The organism is Microbacterium sp. MTN4-26 (genome assembly GCF_042846595.1).
Classification (GTDB): Bacteria; Actinomycetota; Actinomycetes; order Actinomycetales; family Microbacteriaceae; genus Microbacterium; species Microbacterium luteum.
In genome coordinates, this window is the sequence record NZ_BTGO01000016.1 from 59,891 (window position 1) to 75,803 (window position 15,913).

16 protein-coding genes and 1 pseudogene are annotated in these 15,913 nt (G+C 67.7%); 10 read left to right on the top strand and 7 right to left on the bottom strand.

All coding sequences use genetic code 11. The features are described 5' to 3' along the window. Positions 1–20: 20 nt before the first annotated feature. The 4 genes from ACGG9C_RS13540 to ACGG9C_RS13555 form a co-directional block, all read right to left on the bottom strand. Entirely contained in the window at positions 21–740 is a 720-nt protein-coding gene (locus ACGG9C_RS13540) for a hypothetical protein (protein WP_194384170.1), read from the bottom strand. 56 nt (positions 741–796) lie between these two features. Then, the gene (locus ACGG9C_RS13545) at positions 797–931 is read right to left on the bottom strand and encodes a hypothetical protein (protein WP_272872942.1); all 135 of its coding nucleotides are present in this window, start codon (positions 929–931) and stop codon (positions 797–799) included. 8 nt (positions 932–939) lie between these two features. Then, positions 940–3,285, bottom strand: coding sequence for a phosphoribosylformylglycinamidine synthase subunit PurL (gene purL, locus ACGG9C_RS13550; RefSeq protein ID WP_194384171.1), 2,346 nt, complete (start codon positions 3,283–3,285; stop codon positions 940–942). Positions 3,286–3,390: 105 nt separating this feature from the next. Next, positions 3,391–4,062 (bottom strand): GAP family protein, encoded by a 672-nt coding sequence (locus ACGG9C_RS13555; protein ID WP_194384172.1) that lies wholly within the window; start codon positions 4,060–4,062, stop codon positions 3,391–3,393. A gap of 185 nt (positions 4,063–4,247) precedes the next feature. Between ACGG9C_RS13555 and ACGG9C_RS13560 the strand changes: the two genes are divergently transcribed. From ACGG9C_RS13560 to ACGG9C_RS13575, 4 genes are read left to right on the top strand one after another with little or no spacing between them, the layout of a single operon-like run. Continuing rightward, positions 4,248–4,577: a PadR family transcriptional regulator gene (locus ACGG9C_RS13560; protein ID WP_194384173.1), complete on the top strand. Its 330-nt coding sequence runs from the start codon at positions 4,248–4,250 to the stop codon at positions 4,575–4,577. A 2-nt stretch (positions 4,578–4,579) separates the two neighbouring features. Then, positions 4,580–4,948 carry a DUF1048 domain-containing protein gene (locus tag ACGG9C_RS13565; protein ID WP_194384174.1) on the top strand — a complete coding sequence of 123 codons (369 nt, stop codon included), beginning with the start codon at positions 4,580–4,582 and terminating at the stop codon, positions 4,946–4,948. After that, positions 4,945–5,721, top strand: coding sequence for an ABC transporter ATP-binding protein (locus ACGG9C_RS13570; protein WP_390178730.1), 777 nt, complete (start codon positions 4,945–4,947; stop codon positions 5,719–5,721). The genes ACGG9C_RS13565 and ACGG9C_RS13570 overlap by 4 nt, the downstream gene beginning before the upstream one ends. Positions 5,722–5,723: 2 nt before the next feature. After that, entirely contained in the window at positions 5,724–6,491 is a 768-nt protein-coding gene (locus tag ACGG9C_RS13575) for an ABC transporter permease (RefSeq protein ID WP_194384176.1), read from the top strand. A gap of 33 nt (positions 6,492–6,524) precedes the next feature. Here ACGG9C_RS13575 and ACGG9C_RS13580 read toward each other — a convergent pair whose 3' ends face one another. Both ACGG9C_RS13580 and ACGG9C_RS13585 read right to left on the bottom strand, forming a co-directional pair. Beyond that, the gene (locus ACGG9C_RS13580) at positions 6,525–7,247 is read right to left on the bottom strand and encodes an SDR family oxidoreductase (protein WP_194384177.1); all 723 of its coding nucleotides are present in this window, start codon (positions 7,245–7,247) and stop codon (positions 6,525–6,527) included. 102 nt (positions 7,248–7,349) lie between these two features. Continuing rightward, entirely contained in the window at positions 7,350–8,339 is a 990-nt protein-coding gene (locus ACGG9C_RS13585) for an NAD-dependent epimerase/dehydratase family protein (RefSeq protein ID WP_390178731.1), read from the bottom strand. Positions 8,340–8,436: 97 nt separating this feature from the next. On the opposite strand from ACGG9C_RS13585, the gene ACGG9C_RS13590 reads away from it, so the two are divergent. Beyond that, positions 8,437–8,931: a MarR family winged helix-turn-helix transcriptional regulator gene (locus ACGG9C_RS13590; protein WP_194384179.1), complete on the top strand. Its 495-nt coding sequence runs from the start codon at positions 8,437–8,439 to the stop codon at positions 8,929–8,931. A gap of 345 nt (positions 8,932–9,276) precedes the next feature. Here the strand turns inward: ACGG9C_RS13590 and ACGG9C_RS13595 are convergent, their stop codons facing one another. After that, positions 9,277–10,725 (bottom strand): hypothetical protein, encoded by a 1,449-nt coding sequence (locus ACGG9C_RS13595; protein ID WP_390178732.1) that lies wholly within the window; start codon positions 10,723–10,725, stop codon positions 9,277–9,279. Here ACGG9C_RS13595 and ACGG9C_RS13600 point away from each other — a divergent pair. The 5 genes and pseudogenes from ACGG9C_RS13600 to ACGG9C_RS13620 all read left to right on the top strand — a co-directional run. Next, positions 10,702–11,439, top strand: a complete 738-nt coding sequence (locus tag ACGG9C_RS13600; protein WP_287016470.1) for a hypothetical protein — start codon at positions 10,702–10,704, stop codon at positions 11,437–11,439. The genes ACGG9C_RS13595 and ACGG9C_RS13600 overlap by 24 nt on opposite strands. A gap of 345 nt (positions 11,440–11,784) precedes the next feature. Next, positions 11,785–12,459, top strand: coding sequence for a hypothetical protein (locus ACGG9C_RS13605; RefSeq protein WP_194384182.1), 675 nt, complete (start codon positions 11,785–11,787; stop codon positions 12,457–12,459). Positions 12,460–12,798: 339 nt separating this feature from the next. Continuing rightward, positions 12,799–13,988, top strand: a pseudogene (locus ACGG9C_RS13610) (IS3 family transposase); the annotation flags it as partial. A 380-nt stretch (positions 13,989–14,368) separates the two neighbouring features. Then, a protein-coding gene (locus ACGG9C_RS13615; protein ID WP_194384183.1) for an IS5 family transposase occupies positions 14,369–15,263 on the top strand; the annotation gives its coding sequence in 2 pieces (ribosomal slippage) (positions 14,369–14,719 and positions 14,721–15,263; 894 coding nt in all). Continuing rightward, a partial coding sequence (locus ACGG9C_RS13620) for a class I SAM-dependent methyltransferase (RefSeq protein ID WP_390178733.1) occupies positions 15,202–15,913 on the top strand: 712 nt, incomplete at its 3' end. The genes ACGG9C_RS13615 and ACGG9C_RS13620, both read left to right, overlap by 62 nt.

Below are 15,913 nucleotides of genomic sequence, written 5' to 3' on the forward strand. Positions count from 1 at the left end.
ATCCGCGGGGGTCGGTGCGGCTAGGTGCGGGGTGGCTCGACCGGCGGCGGGCCTTCGCGGCGCGCGGTGCGCCACGCATCCTGCTCGGCCACGCGGAACGCGGCTTCGGCGGCGGCGACGGCCTCCCGGTAGGCGACGAAGTCCTCCGGGGCGACCTTGGCACGAGGGTCGGCGGGGCGCAGCGCCCGGGCATGGTGCTCCGCGGCGACGAACTCCGCCGTGACGGGGTGTCGGGCATCCGACATCTGCGGGATGGCGATGGCGCGCGCGGCGTCGGTCTCGTACTGCATCCAGCGCGAGGTCAGCATGTCGTGGCGGGCCATGAGCCGCGCGAGCGGGAGGCGGGTGTCGTCACTCTTGCCCGGCGACGCGGAGACCGCGCGCAGCTGTGCACGAGCGGCCTTGACGCCGGTGCGCTTGGCCCGCAGGGTCATCCACGCGACGCGGTGCGCGTGCTTCGCGCGCTGGAGCTCGTCACGCGCGACCGGCACACTGATCGCGCCCGGCGCGCCCGGGTTGGCGCGGGCGGTCTGCAGCGCGGCACGGGCGGTGCGCATGTCGGCTCGAGCCGACATCAGCGCCGTATACGCACGTGACATCTCGTGGCGCGCGGCGTCGAGCTCGAGCCGTCGCGCCCGCCGGCGACCGCTCGTGGCGACGCCGTACCCGGCCGCGCCCGCACCGATCGCGGTGGGTGCGACCCACCACCAGGCGCCGAGCAGCTCGAACCAGAGGTCCACACTGCCATGCTAATCAGCGGGCGAGCGCGGCGCTCGGATGCTGGACGGCCGCGGATTCAGGCGAACAGCAGGGTGAAGATGGTGGAGCCGCCGGCCACGAGGATCAGCGACACGATGGTCACCCACGCGACGATCTTCATGCGCCGCTGGCGGGCCTCGCCGTAGCCGGCGTATTCGTCGTCGTCGGACATGGTTCCTCCTACGCGGTCGGTTCGGCGATCGTCGCGCCGAACGCGGCGGGCAGTGTCGCGGCGGAGCGCTCGCGGAGCTCGGACACGGCGACGGTGAAGACATCCTGCACCTCGAGGGCGGCCTCGCCGTCTGCCGGCACGTCGGTCACGCCGATGCGCAGCACCGGGTAGCCGCGGCCCTCGCAGAGCCCCCGGAACTTCACGTCCTCCTCGCGCGGCACCGACACGATCACACGTCCGGTCGACTCGCCGAACAGCGCGGTCGCCGCATCCACCCCGTCGCGCTCGCTGATCTCACGCAGCCACACGCGGGCGCCGACACCGAACCGCATCGTCGCCTCGGCCAGGGCCTGCGCGAGCCCGCCCGAAGACAGGTCGTGGGCGCTCGAGACGAGACCCTGCTGCGACGCCGCGTGGATGAGCTCCGCGAGCTTCTTCTCGCCGGCCAGATCGACCGCCGGCGGCAGGCCGCCGAGGTGGCCGTGGATCGTTCCCGCCCACTGCGAGCCGCTCAGCTCGGTCGCGGTGACGCCGAGCAGATAGATGTTCTCGCCCGCATCCTGCCAGCCCGAGGGGATCCGGCGGGCGACGTCGTCGATGATGCCCATCACGCCGACGACCGGGGTCGGGAAGATCGGCTGGTCGCCGGTCTGGTTGTAGAACGAGACGTTGCCGCCTGTGACGGGGATGCCGAGCTCGAGGCATCCGTCGGCGAGGCCTGCGACCGCCTGCGAGAACTGCCACATGACCTCGGGGTTCTCGGGTGAGCCGAAGTTCAGGCAGTCGGTGACGGCGGCGGGCACCGCGCCGGTGACGGCGACGTTGCGGTATGCCTCCGCGAGCGCGAGCTTGGCGCCCTCGTAGGGGTCGAGCTGGCAGTAGCGGCCGTTGCAGTCGGTGGCGATCGCGAAGCCGAGGCCCGATTCCTCGTCGACGCGGATCATGCCGGCGTCGTCGGGGAAGCTCAGGGCGGTGTTCCCCAGCACGTAGTAGTCGTATTGGTTGGTGATCCACGACGTGTCGGCGAGGTTCGGGCTGGCGACGAGCGTCAGGAACTGCTCGCGGAGCACCTCCGGGTCGATGCTGCGGGGGAGGGCCGCGGCCGACTCCTCGCGCAGGCTGTCGATCCATGTCGGGTAGGCGACCGGACGCTCGTAGACCGGGCCGTCGACGGCCACGGTCGAGGGGTCGACGTCGACGATCTGCTCGCCGTGCCAGAAGATCTGCAGGCGGCCGTCTCCGGTGACCTCGCCCAGCACGCTGGTCTCCACATCCCACTTGCCCACGACGGCGAGGAACGCGTCGAGCTTCTCCGGGGCGACGATGGCCATCATGCGCTCCTGCGACTCGCTCATGAGGATCTCCTCCGGCGTGAGCGACGGGTCGCGCAACAGCACGTTCTCGAGGTCGACGCGCATCCCCGAACCGCCGTTGGCGGCGAGCTCGCTCGTCGCGCACGAGATGCCGGCGGCGCCGAGGTCCTGGATCGCCTCGACGAGCTCGCCCTGGTAGAGCTCCAGGCAGCACTCGATGAGCACCTTCTCGGCGAACGGGTCACCGACCTGCACGGCGGGGCGCTTGGTCGGGCCGCCATCGGCGAAGGTGTCGGAGGCGAGGATGGATGCGCCGCCGATGCCGTCGCCGCCGGTGCGGGCGCCGAAGAGCACGACCTTGTTGCCGGCGCCGGTGGCGTTGGCGAGCTTGACGTCTTCGTGGCGCATGACGCCCACCGCGAGCGCGTTCACGAGCGGGTTGCCCTGGTACACCGGGTCGAACACCGTCTCGCCGCCGATGTTCGGAAGGCCGAGGCAGTTGCCGTAGAAGGAGATGCCCGACGTGACGCCGTGCACGACGCGGGCGGTGTCGGGGTTGTCGATCGCGCCGAACCGCAGCTGGTCCATGACGGCCACGGGGCGTGCGCCCATCGAGATGATGTCGCGCACGATGCCGCCGACGCCGGTCGCAGCGCCCTGGAACGGCTCGATGTAGCTGGGGTGATTGTGCGACTCGACCTTGAAGGTCACGGCCCACCCCTCGCCGATGTCGACGACGCCGGCGTTCTGGCCCATGCCGACCATGAGCTTCTCGCGCATCTGGTCGCTGACCTTCTGGCCGAACTGACGCAGGTAGATCTTGCTCGACTTGTAGGAGCAGTGCTCGCTCCACATCACCGAGTACATCGCCAGCTCGCCCGAGGTCGGGCGGCGGCCGAGGATCTCCCGGATGCGGTCGTACTCGTCGGGCTTGAGTCCGAGCGCGCCGTAGGGCTGCTCCTTCTCAGGCGTCGACTGGGCGTTCTCGACGGTGTCGGCGACGGGGCGCGACGACGCGGAGGTGTCGGAAGGAGAGGTCATGCGGCTGAGCTCCAGGAATCACGGGCGCCGGACGATCCCATCCTAGATGGCGGCGATGATCCCTTGGTGCCGGGCACGTCATCGCCCGGCACGGCGGGCGGCGGGTCAGAAGCTGCCGACGCCCTTGCCGATCAGCGTGACTCCCAGCACAAGGAGGAGGATCGCCATGATGACGGCGTTCTCGCGCTGAAGCCAGGACCGCAGGGCGGTCAGGGCAGGGGTAAGTCGGTCGGCGGCGACGAGGTATCCGACGACGGGGACGATCACGGTGATCGCCGCGATCACCGTGTAGACCGCGATCGCGGCCGCCGCTGCAGCGACCTCCAGGCCGGCGCCGCCGATCGCGACCCCCGCTGCGGCGCCCAGCAGCAGGTTCTTCGGGTTGACGCCTGACAGCAGGAACGCCAGCCCGACGGCCTTGACGAAGGTGAACGAATCGATCGCCTTCATCCAGGGCGGGAGAGCCGCTTCCTCGCCCGCCTTCGGACGCTGCCGCCAGCTTCGTACCGCCAGCAGGAGCAGAAGGGCGCCCAGCAGCAGCTTGATCGTTCCGCTCACGGGGCGCGATGCCCCCGCGTCGTCTTCGGGAATGATGCCGGCGAGCAGCGTGAAGACCGTCGCGGCGACGACGATGCCGAGGACCCATCCGAGGAGGAAGCCGGTGCTGGTGACCCGCGCCCGCGGGGAGAGCAGCATCAGGATCGCGGCGATGATCGGAATGGGACTGATCGCGACTCCCAGGGCGAGCGGGAGGATGTCGCCGACAACCGCGTTCATGCCCGATCCCTTGCTCTCGCTCCGTCGTGCCCGAACCTGGTCGCACGTCGTATCGCGCGATCGAGCGCCCGTCCGCTCTATTCCGGAGCCTAGGGCGTCCCGCGGCGGTGCGGAAGAGTCCTTGCGGGCGCCACTACTCAGTGTTACTTTGTACCGGTATTCAACGTTACTGAGTAGGGGCGGCGATGGGACGACACGACACCGAGATGCTCAAGGGCGTGCTGGAGGGCGTGGTGCTCGCGACCTTGGCGGACCGCCCGGCCTACGGATACGAGATCACGGCGACTCTGCGCGAGCGCGGTTTCGCCGATATCGCCGAGGGAACCGTCTACGCGCTCCTCGTGCGCATCGAGCAGCGCGGGTTCGTCGACATCGAGAAGGTCTCCTCGGAGAAGGGGCCGCCGCGCAAGGTCTACTCGCTCAACGCGGCCGGACGTTCGCGGCTGGACGAGTTCTGGGAGACATGGAGCGACCTCGCAGAGCGCATCGAATCGCTCCGGACCGGAAAGGAATGATCATGGCGTCGAAATGGATCGAGGTGCTCACCGGGTCCCTCGAGGAGAAGAAGCAGTATCGCGAGGCGGTCGCACGACTGGACGCGCTGCCCGAACCCCACCGCGAGGCTGCTCGCGCCGTGCACCGGTATCTGCTGCGCTACGGCGGGCTGATCGACGGGGAGCATGTCGCGCAGATGGCCGTCGATCTCGCAGACCTCTGGGAGGGGTCGGTCGCCTCGGGGGCCACCGTGCACCAGATCGTCGGCGACGAGCCGGTGGAGTTCGCCGAGACGCTTGCCCTCGCGTACGGCGGCAAGGGGTGGATCGACGCGGAGCGCGCACGGTTGCGCTCGGCGATCGCTGCAGCAACGGAGGGCGAGTCGTCATGAGCGCCGCCACCGCCCCGGCGATCCTGGTGGAGGATCTGACGAAGTCGTTCGGCTCCGTGGATGTGCTGCGCGGCGTCGACCTGCAGATCCCGGCCGGCAGCGTATACGCCCTGCTGGGGTCGAACGGGGCCGGCAAGACCACCGCCATCCGCATCCTCGCGACGCTGACCGAGCCCGACGGGGGCTCGGCCGCGGTCGCCGGCTACGACGTCGTCACCGACGCGGAGCGGGTGCGTCAGGCGATCAGCCTCACCGGCCAGTTCACCGCCGTCGATGACGTTCTCACCGGGCGCGAGAACCTCGCGCTGGTGGCCCGCCTCCGCCACCTTCCCGATCCCTCGCGGATCGCCGACGACCTGCTCGCGCGATTCTCCCTCACGGATGCGGGAAGTCGGCGCGCGGGAACCTACTCCGGAGGCATGCGCCGGCGGCTCGACATCGCGATGAGCCTGGTCGGTTCCCCATCCGTCGTCTTCCTCGACGAGCCGACCACCGGGCTGGATCCCGAAGCGCGCGCCGAAGTGTGGCGCGCGGTGGAACAGCTCGCCGCAGGCGGGACGACCGTCGTGCTGACCACGCAGTACCTCGAGGAAGCCGAGCGTCTCGCGGATCGCATCGCGATCCTGCACGGCGGACGGATCATCGTCGAAGGCACCCTCGAAGAGCTCGGCAGGCTGTTGCCGCCGACGCGCGTCGAGTACGTCGAGAAGCGGCCGACGCTCGAGGAGATCTTCCTCGCCGTCGTCGGCGGCGCCGAACTGGAGGAGAACTGATCATGACCACTCACGTGCTCTCGGACACCGGCGCGCTCACAGGCAGATCGCTGCGACACATCCTGCGCAGCCCCGACACCATCATCACCACCGCTGTGATGCCGATCGCCATTCTGCTGCTGTTCGTCTTCGTCTTCGGCGGAGCGATCGAGATCGGCGACGCGACGGGCAGCTACATCGACTACCTGCTTCCGGGGATCCTGCTGATCACGGTCGCCTCGGGGGTCGCCTACACGTCGTATCGGCTGTTCCTGGATGTGCAGGGCGGAATCGTCGAGCGCTTCCGATCGATGCCCATCGCCCGCTCGAGCGTGCTGTGGGCGCACGTGCTGACCTCGCTCGTCGCGAACTCGGTGTCGATGGCGATCGTCGTGGCGGCGGCCCTGCTGCTCGGATTCCGCAGCGGCGCCGGGGTCGGCGCGTGGCTGGCTGTCGCCGGCATCCTTCTGCTGTTCACGTTCGCCCTGACGTGGATCGCCGTGCTCTCTGGTCTTGCCGCACACTCGACCGACGGCGCGGCTGCCTTCTCCTACCCGCTCATCTTCCTGCCGTTCCTCAGTTCCGCGTTCGTGCCCACCGAGACGATGCCGGCGCCCGTGGCCTGGTTCGCCGAGCATCAGCCGGTGACGCCGATCGTCGACAGCATCCGGGCCCTGCTTGCTCAGCAGCCGGTCTCGTCCGACCTCTGGATCGCTCTGGCCTGGTGCGCGGGGATCGTCGTCGCGGCGTTCATCGGCGCGATCGCGCTGTATCGGCGCCGGTTCCGCTGAGGAGGCTGAGACGCGCGGCGACGAGAGGCGCGGTCAGAGACGAACCTTGCCGATCAGCCGGAGCAGCTTGCTCATCCCCGGGCGGATCTCGTAGCGGTTCCTCTGCACGCCCCGGATCATGTGCGTCACCACGTCGGCGATCGGCATCATCGGGATGCGGTCCACCTGCTGGTTGTCCGCGTCGGATCCGCTGAACATCGGCTTCGTGGTCCTCGGCGGAGCAAGCTCGAAGACCTTGACCGACGTGCCGGTGAGCTGCGTGCGAAGAGACTGCGTGTAGGAGTGCAGACCGAGCTTCGAGGCGCTGTAGAGCGGTGCCTTGTCGAAGGGGATGTAGGCGATGCCCGACGTGACGTTCAGAATCGCGGCCTCGGGCTGCGCGAGGAGATGCGGCAAGAAGACCTGGGTGACCATGACCGGACCGGCGAGGTTGACCCCCACCTCGTCGGCGACGTGATCGGCAGCGGCTTCGGGAAAACGGATGGCCTGCATCAGGCCGGCATTGTTGATGACGACATTGAGGCGCGGGAACGCCGCGGTCACCTGGAGGTGCAGCTCCTCGATGGATGCGAGGTCCGTCACCTCGACGGTGAACGCGTGGAGCGACGGGTGCGTGCGCCGGAAGTCGGCGAGTCGCCCCTCATCACGCCCCGTGACGATCACGGTGTTCCCGCGAGCCGCCAGCTGGGTCGCCATCTCGAGCCCGATGCCCGAGGTTCCACCCGTGATGAGGATCGTGTCCTGCCGCAGTTGCACGTCAATCTCCTGTCGTCGTGGGATTCATCCTCATCCTGACGCGACCGACCTGGAAGATCCCCCGGGGTCCTGGGAGTGGCGGGACCAGGAAGGCGCGACGCCTCACGCGGTCATGCCGCGCATCCCCTCTGCGACGGTGAGGCGCGGGTGGTAGCCGAGGTCGGCGCGAGCCGCGCTGATGTCGTAGGCCCGGTCGCGACCCATGTTGGCGACCAGCCAGTTCGTGAGCGGGGGCGCCGTGGGTCGGCGCAGCAGACGCGCTGCACCATCGAGCGCCGCTGCGACCGGAGAGGCGACCCACAGCGGGATGCTGCGGGCTCGCGAGAGATCGACACCCTGCGTGGCGAACAGGGCGCCGAAGAACTCGCGCACCGACGTCGGGGCGCCGTCGGTGACGTAGTAGAGGGCGCCATCGCGACCGTGAGTGAGCGAGTCGACGATCGCGTCGGCGAGGTTGAGGACGTGCACGAAGTCCATCGTGTGCCGGCCGTGGTCGATCCACACCCACCGACCCTTTCGGGCGGCGGCGACGGCGTCGGACATGGTCGTGAGTCCCGGGCCCCAGATGAAGGGCGGACGCAGGATCACGAGGGCCATGCCGGGGGTCGGCGCGTCTCGCAACGCGTTCTCGGTCGCCAGTTTCACGCGGCCGTAGGCGGTCATCGAGACGCCGTCGTCCGTGCCCTCGTCGACGACGCGCGCACGCTGGGTCCCCGTGGATATCCCGGCCGCGCTGATCAGCACGAACCGCGAGACTCCTGCCTTCGCGGCGGCCGCGTGCAGGGCGATGGTCGGCTCGTGATTGTCGGTGCGGAAACCCTCGTCGGGTCCCCAGAACTCCATCCGGGCGGCAGCGTGCACAACGGCGTCGACGGTGCTCAGTTCCCCGACCCAGGCCGGGTCCCGAGTCACGTCGCCCGTGGCGGTGAGATCGTCGAGGTCGCCGCTCACGGCATCCGCTCCTGCGCCCCGGACGATGTCTGCGCTGCGCTCGGAGCGAGCGAGTGCGATGGGGGTGTGGCCTTCTTCGCGGAGCCGACGGATCAGGTGCTGACCGACGAAACCGCTTCCTCCGGTGACGAACACGCGCATGGGCGGGATCTCCTCACATAGATGCATCGATACCAATGTATTGATGTCGATAGATTGACACAGATGTAAGTTGGTGTCAACGACGGAGGAGGCGACGATGGGTGCAGTCGATGATGAGGACAGTGTCGAGCAGCCGAGCGCGGTCGACCTCGCGGACGGCTTCGGCCGCGCGGCGAAGATCCTCGCCCGTCGCTTCGATGACCGACTCGGCGAGGCGGGGGTGTCATTCGCTCGTGCGCGTGTTCTCGTCGAGGTCGTGCGGCTCGGCCCGATCCGGGTCACCGGCGTGAGCCAAGCGGTGGGCATCTCGCAGGGCACGGCCTCGGCTCTCCTGGACGCCCTCACCCGAGAGGGGCTGGTCACGCGCACGACGGATCCCGCCGACCGACGTGTGACACGCGTCGTCGCGACCGCGGAGGGGCGGCAGCGTGCGGAGCTGTGGATGCGGGCGTATGACTCTGCGGCGGAGGAGCTGTTCTCGCCCCTTCCGCGTTCGCGCTGGCCGGAGCTGCTCGACATCGTTCGAGTCCTTGTAGCGGATCACGAGATGCCGGCTGCCGAGGGAGAGGGTGAATCGACGCTCGACGGCTGAAGGCGCGGTTTCCGTGGCGCCGTGTGCGGGGCGAGAAGCCTTTGTCGGGAACGCGGTGAGATGACACCGAGTGTCACGTGGCTGGGGCGCCTCGCGCGCTGGCGATCCGACTTTGTGATGACACTTTCCTGCGCTGCACATATTTCGTCATCCTTGTGCCTCTGCTCCGCGACGGGTCGGCGGAAACGAGGCGAGCGGACACTGACGAGCTCGATCAGCTCGTGAGCTTACTGTCCAGGCAGTCGAACATGCGTTGCGTGGTCAGTGCTCGAGTCAGTGGTTCGCAGTGCCCTGCGGCGCCTTCGGCTGCGGTGAAGGCGCTGCAACCTCACGGACAGACCCGGTCTAATCGGCGATGCGGTCCAGGCCCGCGTGGACGGTGTGGCTCGCCGCGATGAGCTGCTCGACCGTCTGGTCGGGTGCCTTGATGTAGCGGTAGATGAAGTCGGGGTCGAAATGCCCGAAGCGGTCCACGGGACGCACCACGCCATCCGGGGTGCGGAGAATGCCGTCGAGTGGCGCGAAGTCGAACAGTGCCGGATGCGCCTCGCTGAACACGGCGCGCGCGGCTTTGGCGGATTCCCCACGGCCATTCAGGTGGGAGAGCACCGCGCAGAGACGGAACTGGCCCTCTTGGTACTGCCAGCCCGCCTGGATGACGTGCCCGGCCACCCTCAACTCCCTGCGCCAGCCGACGAGCGGCTGCCCGTGACTGATGGCGGACTCGGTCCATCCTGAGGTTGGTCCTGCCGCATCGAGTGCGCCCTGCACTCTGCGGGCACGGAGCTTGCGCAGACCGATGCGAGTCTGGGGTGAGTCGATCTCCGACAGTTGTCGCTCATCCACCCACGCGGACTCGGCGTGCGAGCGGACCATCGTGGTCGCGAGGAGGGACTCGAGCAGGCGGATGACTCGCGAGTAGCGGCGCAGGGTCTCGACCTCATAGCTGTGGTCGTTCTCGGGGAGCGCAGTGTCGATGCGGTCGGCGAGCTCCTGGTAGTTCAGGTATCGCCAGTCGGGGAGTGGCGTCCGCGGAGGGCTCATGCTCAGCAGCACATGCTCCGCGGGCGACCCCTTCCACCGCGCGGTCTTGGCGCGGTAGGCATCGAGCTGATCTTGGTCGGGAAGGGAGAAGACCTTGTTCTCGATGACGAGCGGAGCTGCGCCCGGCCACCGCATGACCAGGTCGAGGTTCTCCTGTTCCCGGTCCACCCGGCGCACGCTCGCGTTGCCGTCACCGGTAAGGTCGCGGAATACGGCGTCGGCGAGGTCGGGGATCTCATCGAAGAACCAGGCGAGGAAGTTGCTGTGGAACAGCTCCCGCTGGCCGTACATGATGCGGGCGAGCGGCTCGCGGTTCAGCTCGTGCGCGAGGAGCGATATCGGGCCCCGCTCGCGTGGCTCCGGGTTGACGGAGGGGTTAGCGGATGGGGGCGCCGAGGTGTTGCGCTCCGGCGTGGGTTCCGAAGCCGCGCCCGCAGGCGGTGTGCTCTGCGGTACGCCGTCGAGAAACCGGCGGACCGGGTTCGCGGCACCCGACCGCGGGGCGAGGTGGACGACGGTCTTGCCGACGGCGTCCAACTCGGGTGCGGGCGTTCCGTTGAAGCGCCACCGTCCGCTCTCCCGGCCCGGCTGCCAGTCGTCGATTCGGTATGCCCCGCGAACGACGTTCCCCGCGATGCCGAGTGCGATTCGTGCCCTTTCACGAGTGGAAGCTGCGACTTCGACGAGTACGAAGTCGACACCCCGCACAATCAAGCGCTCAAGTCGGTGATCATCCTTCTCCTGCGCCACGGTGAGGTGAAGGAGCCGCGCCGCGACGCGCTCCGGCGCGTGCTTCCGTATCTCGACGAGGTGACACTCATCTCTCCGCGGTCGATCCGGTGGGATGCGTTGACCTACCATCGCTCGAACGCGTCGTATCGGCTGCTGATTGGGGTCTGCGAGCTCATCGTCCGGGGGCTCCTTCCCACCGAGGACACCGGTGCGGCCCGGCTGTCGGAGTGGATGTCGGACGATGCGATGAGCAGGCTCTACGAGCGTTTCCTCCGGCAGTACTACGCGTTTCATCACCCCGAGCTGTCTCCGGGAGCACCGACCATCGCCTGGGATCTCGATTCGCCGAGTCTCTTCAGCGGTCAGCTGCCCGCGATGCAGACTGATGTGACCCTGCGACGCGGCGGACGCGCGCTCATTGTCGATGCGAAGTACTACAAGCAGAACCTCCAGGAGAGTCAGTACGGCAAGGAGACGATCCACTCGGGGAACCTGTACCAGATGCTCGCGTACGTGAAGAACGAGGACACGGAGCACGACGGTTCCGTCGCCGGGCTCCTCCTCTACGCGCGGACGGATGCCGGCGCCCAGCCCGACCTCGACGTCGTCATCCAGGGCAACCGGATCGGCGCGCAGACGCTCGACCTCAACCAGCCGTGGGCGTCGATCGCCGCGCGTCTCGAGGAGGTGCTCGACTGGCTCCACCCCGTGCCGGAGGCGGTCGCATCATGAACCGAGACGGATCCAGATCGTGCGCGGGCAACCTTGGGTGCCTTTGGTGGCGTCGCGGGCCGAGGCGCCCGGCGCGCCGCTTGCCAGTCTGCCGATTGCAGGTGCAGCCTGCCTCCCTACGAGGCCGGTGGGAGCGAATCCTCGTCCACTCGGGACACGGTGGCGTTCTCATCTGTAGCCACCTCACGGACACCGACGTCCACACGAGATGGCTCGAGTTCTACGACCGATACGCAAACCGTCGGCTCGCGACCACGAGTGAGGCTGCGGGCCCAGTCGCGCCCCCGCAGGAGCGGTGGACTCCCTGAACCTGGGCAGACGCGTTCCGCTGGGTACATTCAGTCCATGACCAGACGCCGTGGAGCAGCTGTTTCGGATTCGACGCTGACGGCGCGTAAGCGACGATCCAAAGCGCAGTGGGGTGTCGCTTCGACCGCATTGGCGCTGGGTATTGGGATCGCCCTCGCGTCGCCAACAATCGCGAGTGCAGTCCATTGGATCCAGTTCGGCGTCCCCGTTGGCGCCTTTCTGATCGGCATCGCCGTTGGAGTCATTGCGCTTCCACTGGAGGTGACGAATAGTCCCTCAGACTTTGCCGACCGCCCTTCGCGCTTCCTCGAGGAAGCACGACAACGAATCAGCCAGGATGACGCCGACTTCCTCGCGGCGCTGGCACCTGGACTTAGGGGGTCGGCATACGACCAAGCAATGCATGATCTCGAGGAGCTAATTGGTGAACGCCGGCAAGTTGCTCGTGCGGTCATCGGCGCCTCAGATTCGTCAATTGTTCTTGACGCAGTGGCATCGTTCTATGACGGTTGGCTGAAGTTTGTGGATGCTCACTATGAGCAGAGGCAACGCGAGGAGGCCCAGGAGAGAGCGTTCGAGGAGGTTGACTACCAGCAATCTCGTGCTCTGGAGGCCCAAGTGGTCAGGTTGCGCTCGGATGCCATCTCCGCGATCTCTACCTACGCAGGTGGGCGTGATGCGGGAACCGAAACCGCGTCCATCACCACGTAGCTGGTTGCGCGGCGTGTCCGGGATCCGCGGGAGTCGCCCCCGTCATCGCGGGAACTAAGCGACCGCGATCGGCTTCGCCGTTTCCCGCACTCGTGGTTGGCAGCGGTACCTTGGCGCTAAGCCTGCCGCGTACTCCACGTGTCGAAGGCAAGGTCCCCACGACAGAATGAGGCCGCGGTGAATCAGGAACGCCCAAACGAACTCGTCGCAAAGCAGGTCGTCGAGGACACGCTCGGGGTACTGCTCGTACACGCTGACACGCACGGTGGCGTGGACTATAAGTCGACCGATGTGAATCGCCCTGGGTTTCGTTCCGTTCTTCAAGCAAGGATGGAATCGATGAATCAGAAGTACTCGGTGGAGATGCGCGAGCGCGCGTTGCGGATGCTGGATGAGGCCAAGCCCGACCACCCGAACCTGATGGCCGCGGTGCGGCATGTGGCGGGCCTGCTGGGGATGAGCCCGGAGACATTGCGGGTGTGGCATCGGCGTCGCGAGGTCGACGCCGGCGTCCGTCCCGGTGTGCCGACGGACGTCGCGGCGGAGAACGCGCAGTTGCGTCGCGAGAACGCGGAGCTGCGGAAGGCGAACGAGGTCCTCAAGGCCGCGAGCGTGTTTTTCGCGAAGGAGCTCGACCGCCCCTCGACGAGATGATCCGGTTCATCGACATGCACCGGGATCAGTTCGGGGTCGAGCTCATCTGCCGCGTCCTCAAGGATGCGGTGCGAGGGTTCCTCACCTCCCGCGGCTACCGGGCCGCGAAGAGCCGCCCTGCCTCGGCGCGGCAGCTGAAGGACGAGCTGCTGGTCGGGGAGATCAGGCGGCTGCACGCGGAGAACTACGGCGTGTACGGGGTACGGAAGATGCATGCGCTGCTGCGCCGGCAGGGGTGGGATGTCGGCCGCGACCAGACCGCCCGCCTGATGCGGCTGGCCGGGGTGCGTGGGGTGAAGCGGTCGAAGAAGGTGTTCACTACGAAACCGGACCCGACAATCCCGCAGCCGAAGGACCTCGTGAAGCGGAACTTCACCGCCCCCGCGCCTCGCAGACTCTGGGTCGCGGACATCACCTATGTCGCAACATGGGCGGGATTCGCCTACGTCGCGTTCGTGATCGACGTGTTCTCTCGCATGATCGTCGGCTGGAACGTCGCGTCGACATTGAAGGCCGACGTGCTGCCGTTGCAGGCGTTGAACATGGCCGCTTTCAACGCCACGGGAGCGCTGGACGAGCTCGTCCATCACGCCGACCACGGCTCGAACTACCTCTCGATCGTCTACACCGATCGGATCGTCGAGCTCGGAGCGAAGCCGTCCACCGGGACCGTGGGCGACTCGTTCGACAATGCCCTCGCCGAGGCGGTGAACGGGCTCTACAAGACCGAGCTCATCCGCCGCCAGGGCCCGTGGCGGACCATCGAGCAGGTCGAGCTCGCGACGCTCGAGTACGTGTGGTGGTGGAACAACCAACGCCTCCACGGCGAGCTCGACTACCGTCCACCCGTCGAGGTCGAGGACGCGTACTACGCTGACCTGGAATCAGCCCAGCCGGTGATCGCCGGACAGGGAACCGATAGGAACGAAACCCAGGGCGATTCACCTGCAAGCCGGCCTGCAGCATCCGACGGAACACGTCGGAATGGGCCAGGTCGGGATCGGCGAGGACTTCGCCGATCAGGGTCGTCAGGGCAGACTGGTTCTGGGTCATCGTGGGATCACTCTTCTTGTCTCTTGGCGGAAACAGCTGGGCTCCCACGATGGCCCATCAACGTCTACGACGACGAGGACCCCGCGGGAAGTGACACCACGCTATGGGACTCACCCGGGATGGTGAAACGTGGCAGGCACTTGGCCCCGAGCCTAGGGCGTGTCTGACAAAGGCTGAGGCTGTCGGCTGAGAGCCTGATTTCGTGTCGCGGTTTCAAGTGCTCTCGGATGCTCAGTGGTCGCTGATCGAGGGGATGCTGCCGCGTCCGACGGGCAGGCCGGGGCGGAAGTTCTCTGACGCGAGGACGATGGTCGAGGGCATCGTCTACCGCTACCGGACGGGAGTCGCGTGGAGGGATCTGCCAGAAGTGTTCGGCCCGTGGCAGACGGTGTGGACGTGGAATAACCGGATCGCGACGGACGGCACCTGGGATCGCGTGCTCGCGAAGCTCACCGCCGTCGCAGACGCGGAAGGGATGATCGACTGGTCGTTGTCGGTGGACTCCACGATCGCCCGCGCGCATCAGCACGCGACGAACACGACCCGGCTCACAGGGGGCTGGATCGAATTACACGAATCCGGCCGTCGAGCCGCCTGACCACGGCATCGGCCGCTCGCGCGGCGGACTGTCGACGAAGATCCACCAGCTCGTCGACGGCAACGGGTTGCCTCTGGTCACGCTTGTGACCGCGGGGCAGGCCGGTGACTCGCCGATGTTCCTCCCGCTGATGGCGCAGCTGAAGGTGGGGCGCGATGTGGGTCGGCCGCGGACTCGCCCAGACTCGATCCGTGGCGACAAGGCGTACTCTTCCCGCGCGATCCGCGGCCACCTCCGCTCCCGCGGGATCAAGGCCGTCATACCGGAGCCAGCGGATCAGAAAGGGCACCGCAGGCGGCGTAGTTCACACGGCGGCAGGCCCGTCGCGCTCGATGCCGCCGACTACAAGAACCGCAACGTGATCGAGCGTCGCTACTGCCACATCAAGCAGTGGCGCGGGCTCGCGACCCGCTACGACAAGCATGCAGTGATCTATCGTGCGGCCGTCGTCCTCAACGCTGTCATTGCTTGGGCCAAGGCGCTGTCCAGCAGACGCTGATGCGGGTATCGTCTTTCGCCTCATGATGCGGAACTGGTTCAATCCGTCGCGCACCGCCCGCCTTGGAAGGCGCGGGCGACGGCGTCGTTGGATTGCCGTTGCAGGTCTCGGGCTGGCCATTGCGGCCGCGTTCTTGGTGCGGCGGCGCGAAGCTTCCGGTGCTGGCAGCGGAGTGCTGGACGCCGAAGCCGTGCGCGGGCTCTACGACCGGGTCGCTCCTGTCTACGACGTACTGTCCTGTCCATACCGGCTCATCGACGGTCGCCGTCTTGTCCGACGGGGAATCCGCGATCTGGAGTTGCGGCCGGGCGACACGGTCGTGGATCTCGGCACCGGCACCGGCTGGGCGCTGCCACGGCTGGCCGACGCGGTCGGACCGTCCGGACGCGTGATCGGAGTCGATATCTCCCTCGGCATGCTGGAGCGCGCCCGCCGCCGCGTGAAGGGCCGCGACAACATCAATCTCGTCCACGCCGACATCGCGGATTACCACCTTCCTCGCGGAACCCGAGGAGTGCTCGCCGCGTTTGCGATCGAGATGCTGCCCGACTACGACGCCGTGATCGCCCGGCTCGTACGAGAGCTGCCTGCCGAGGCTTCCATCGCCGTGACCGGTCTTCGCGATCCTGATCGGTGGCCGGAATGGCTCG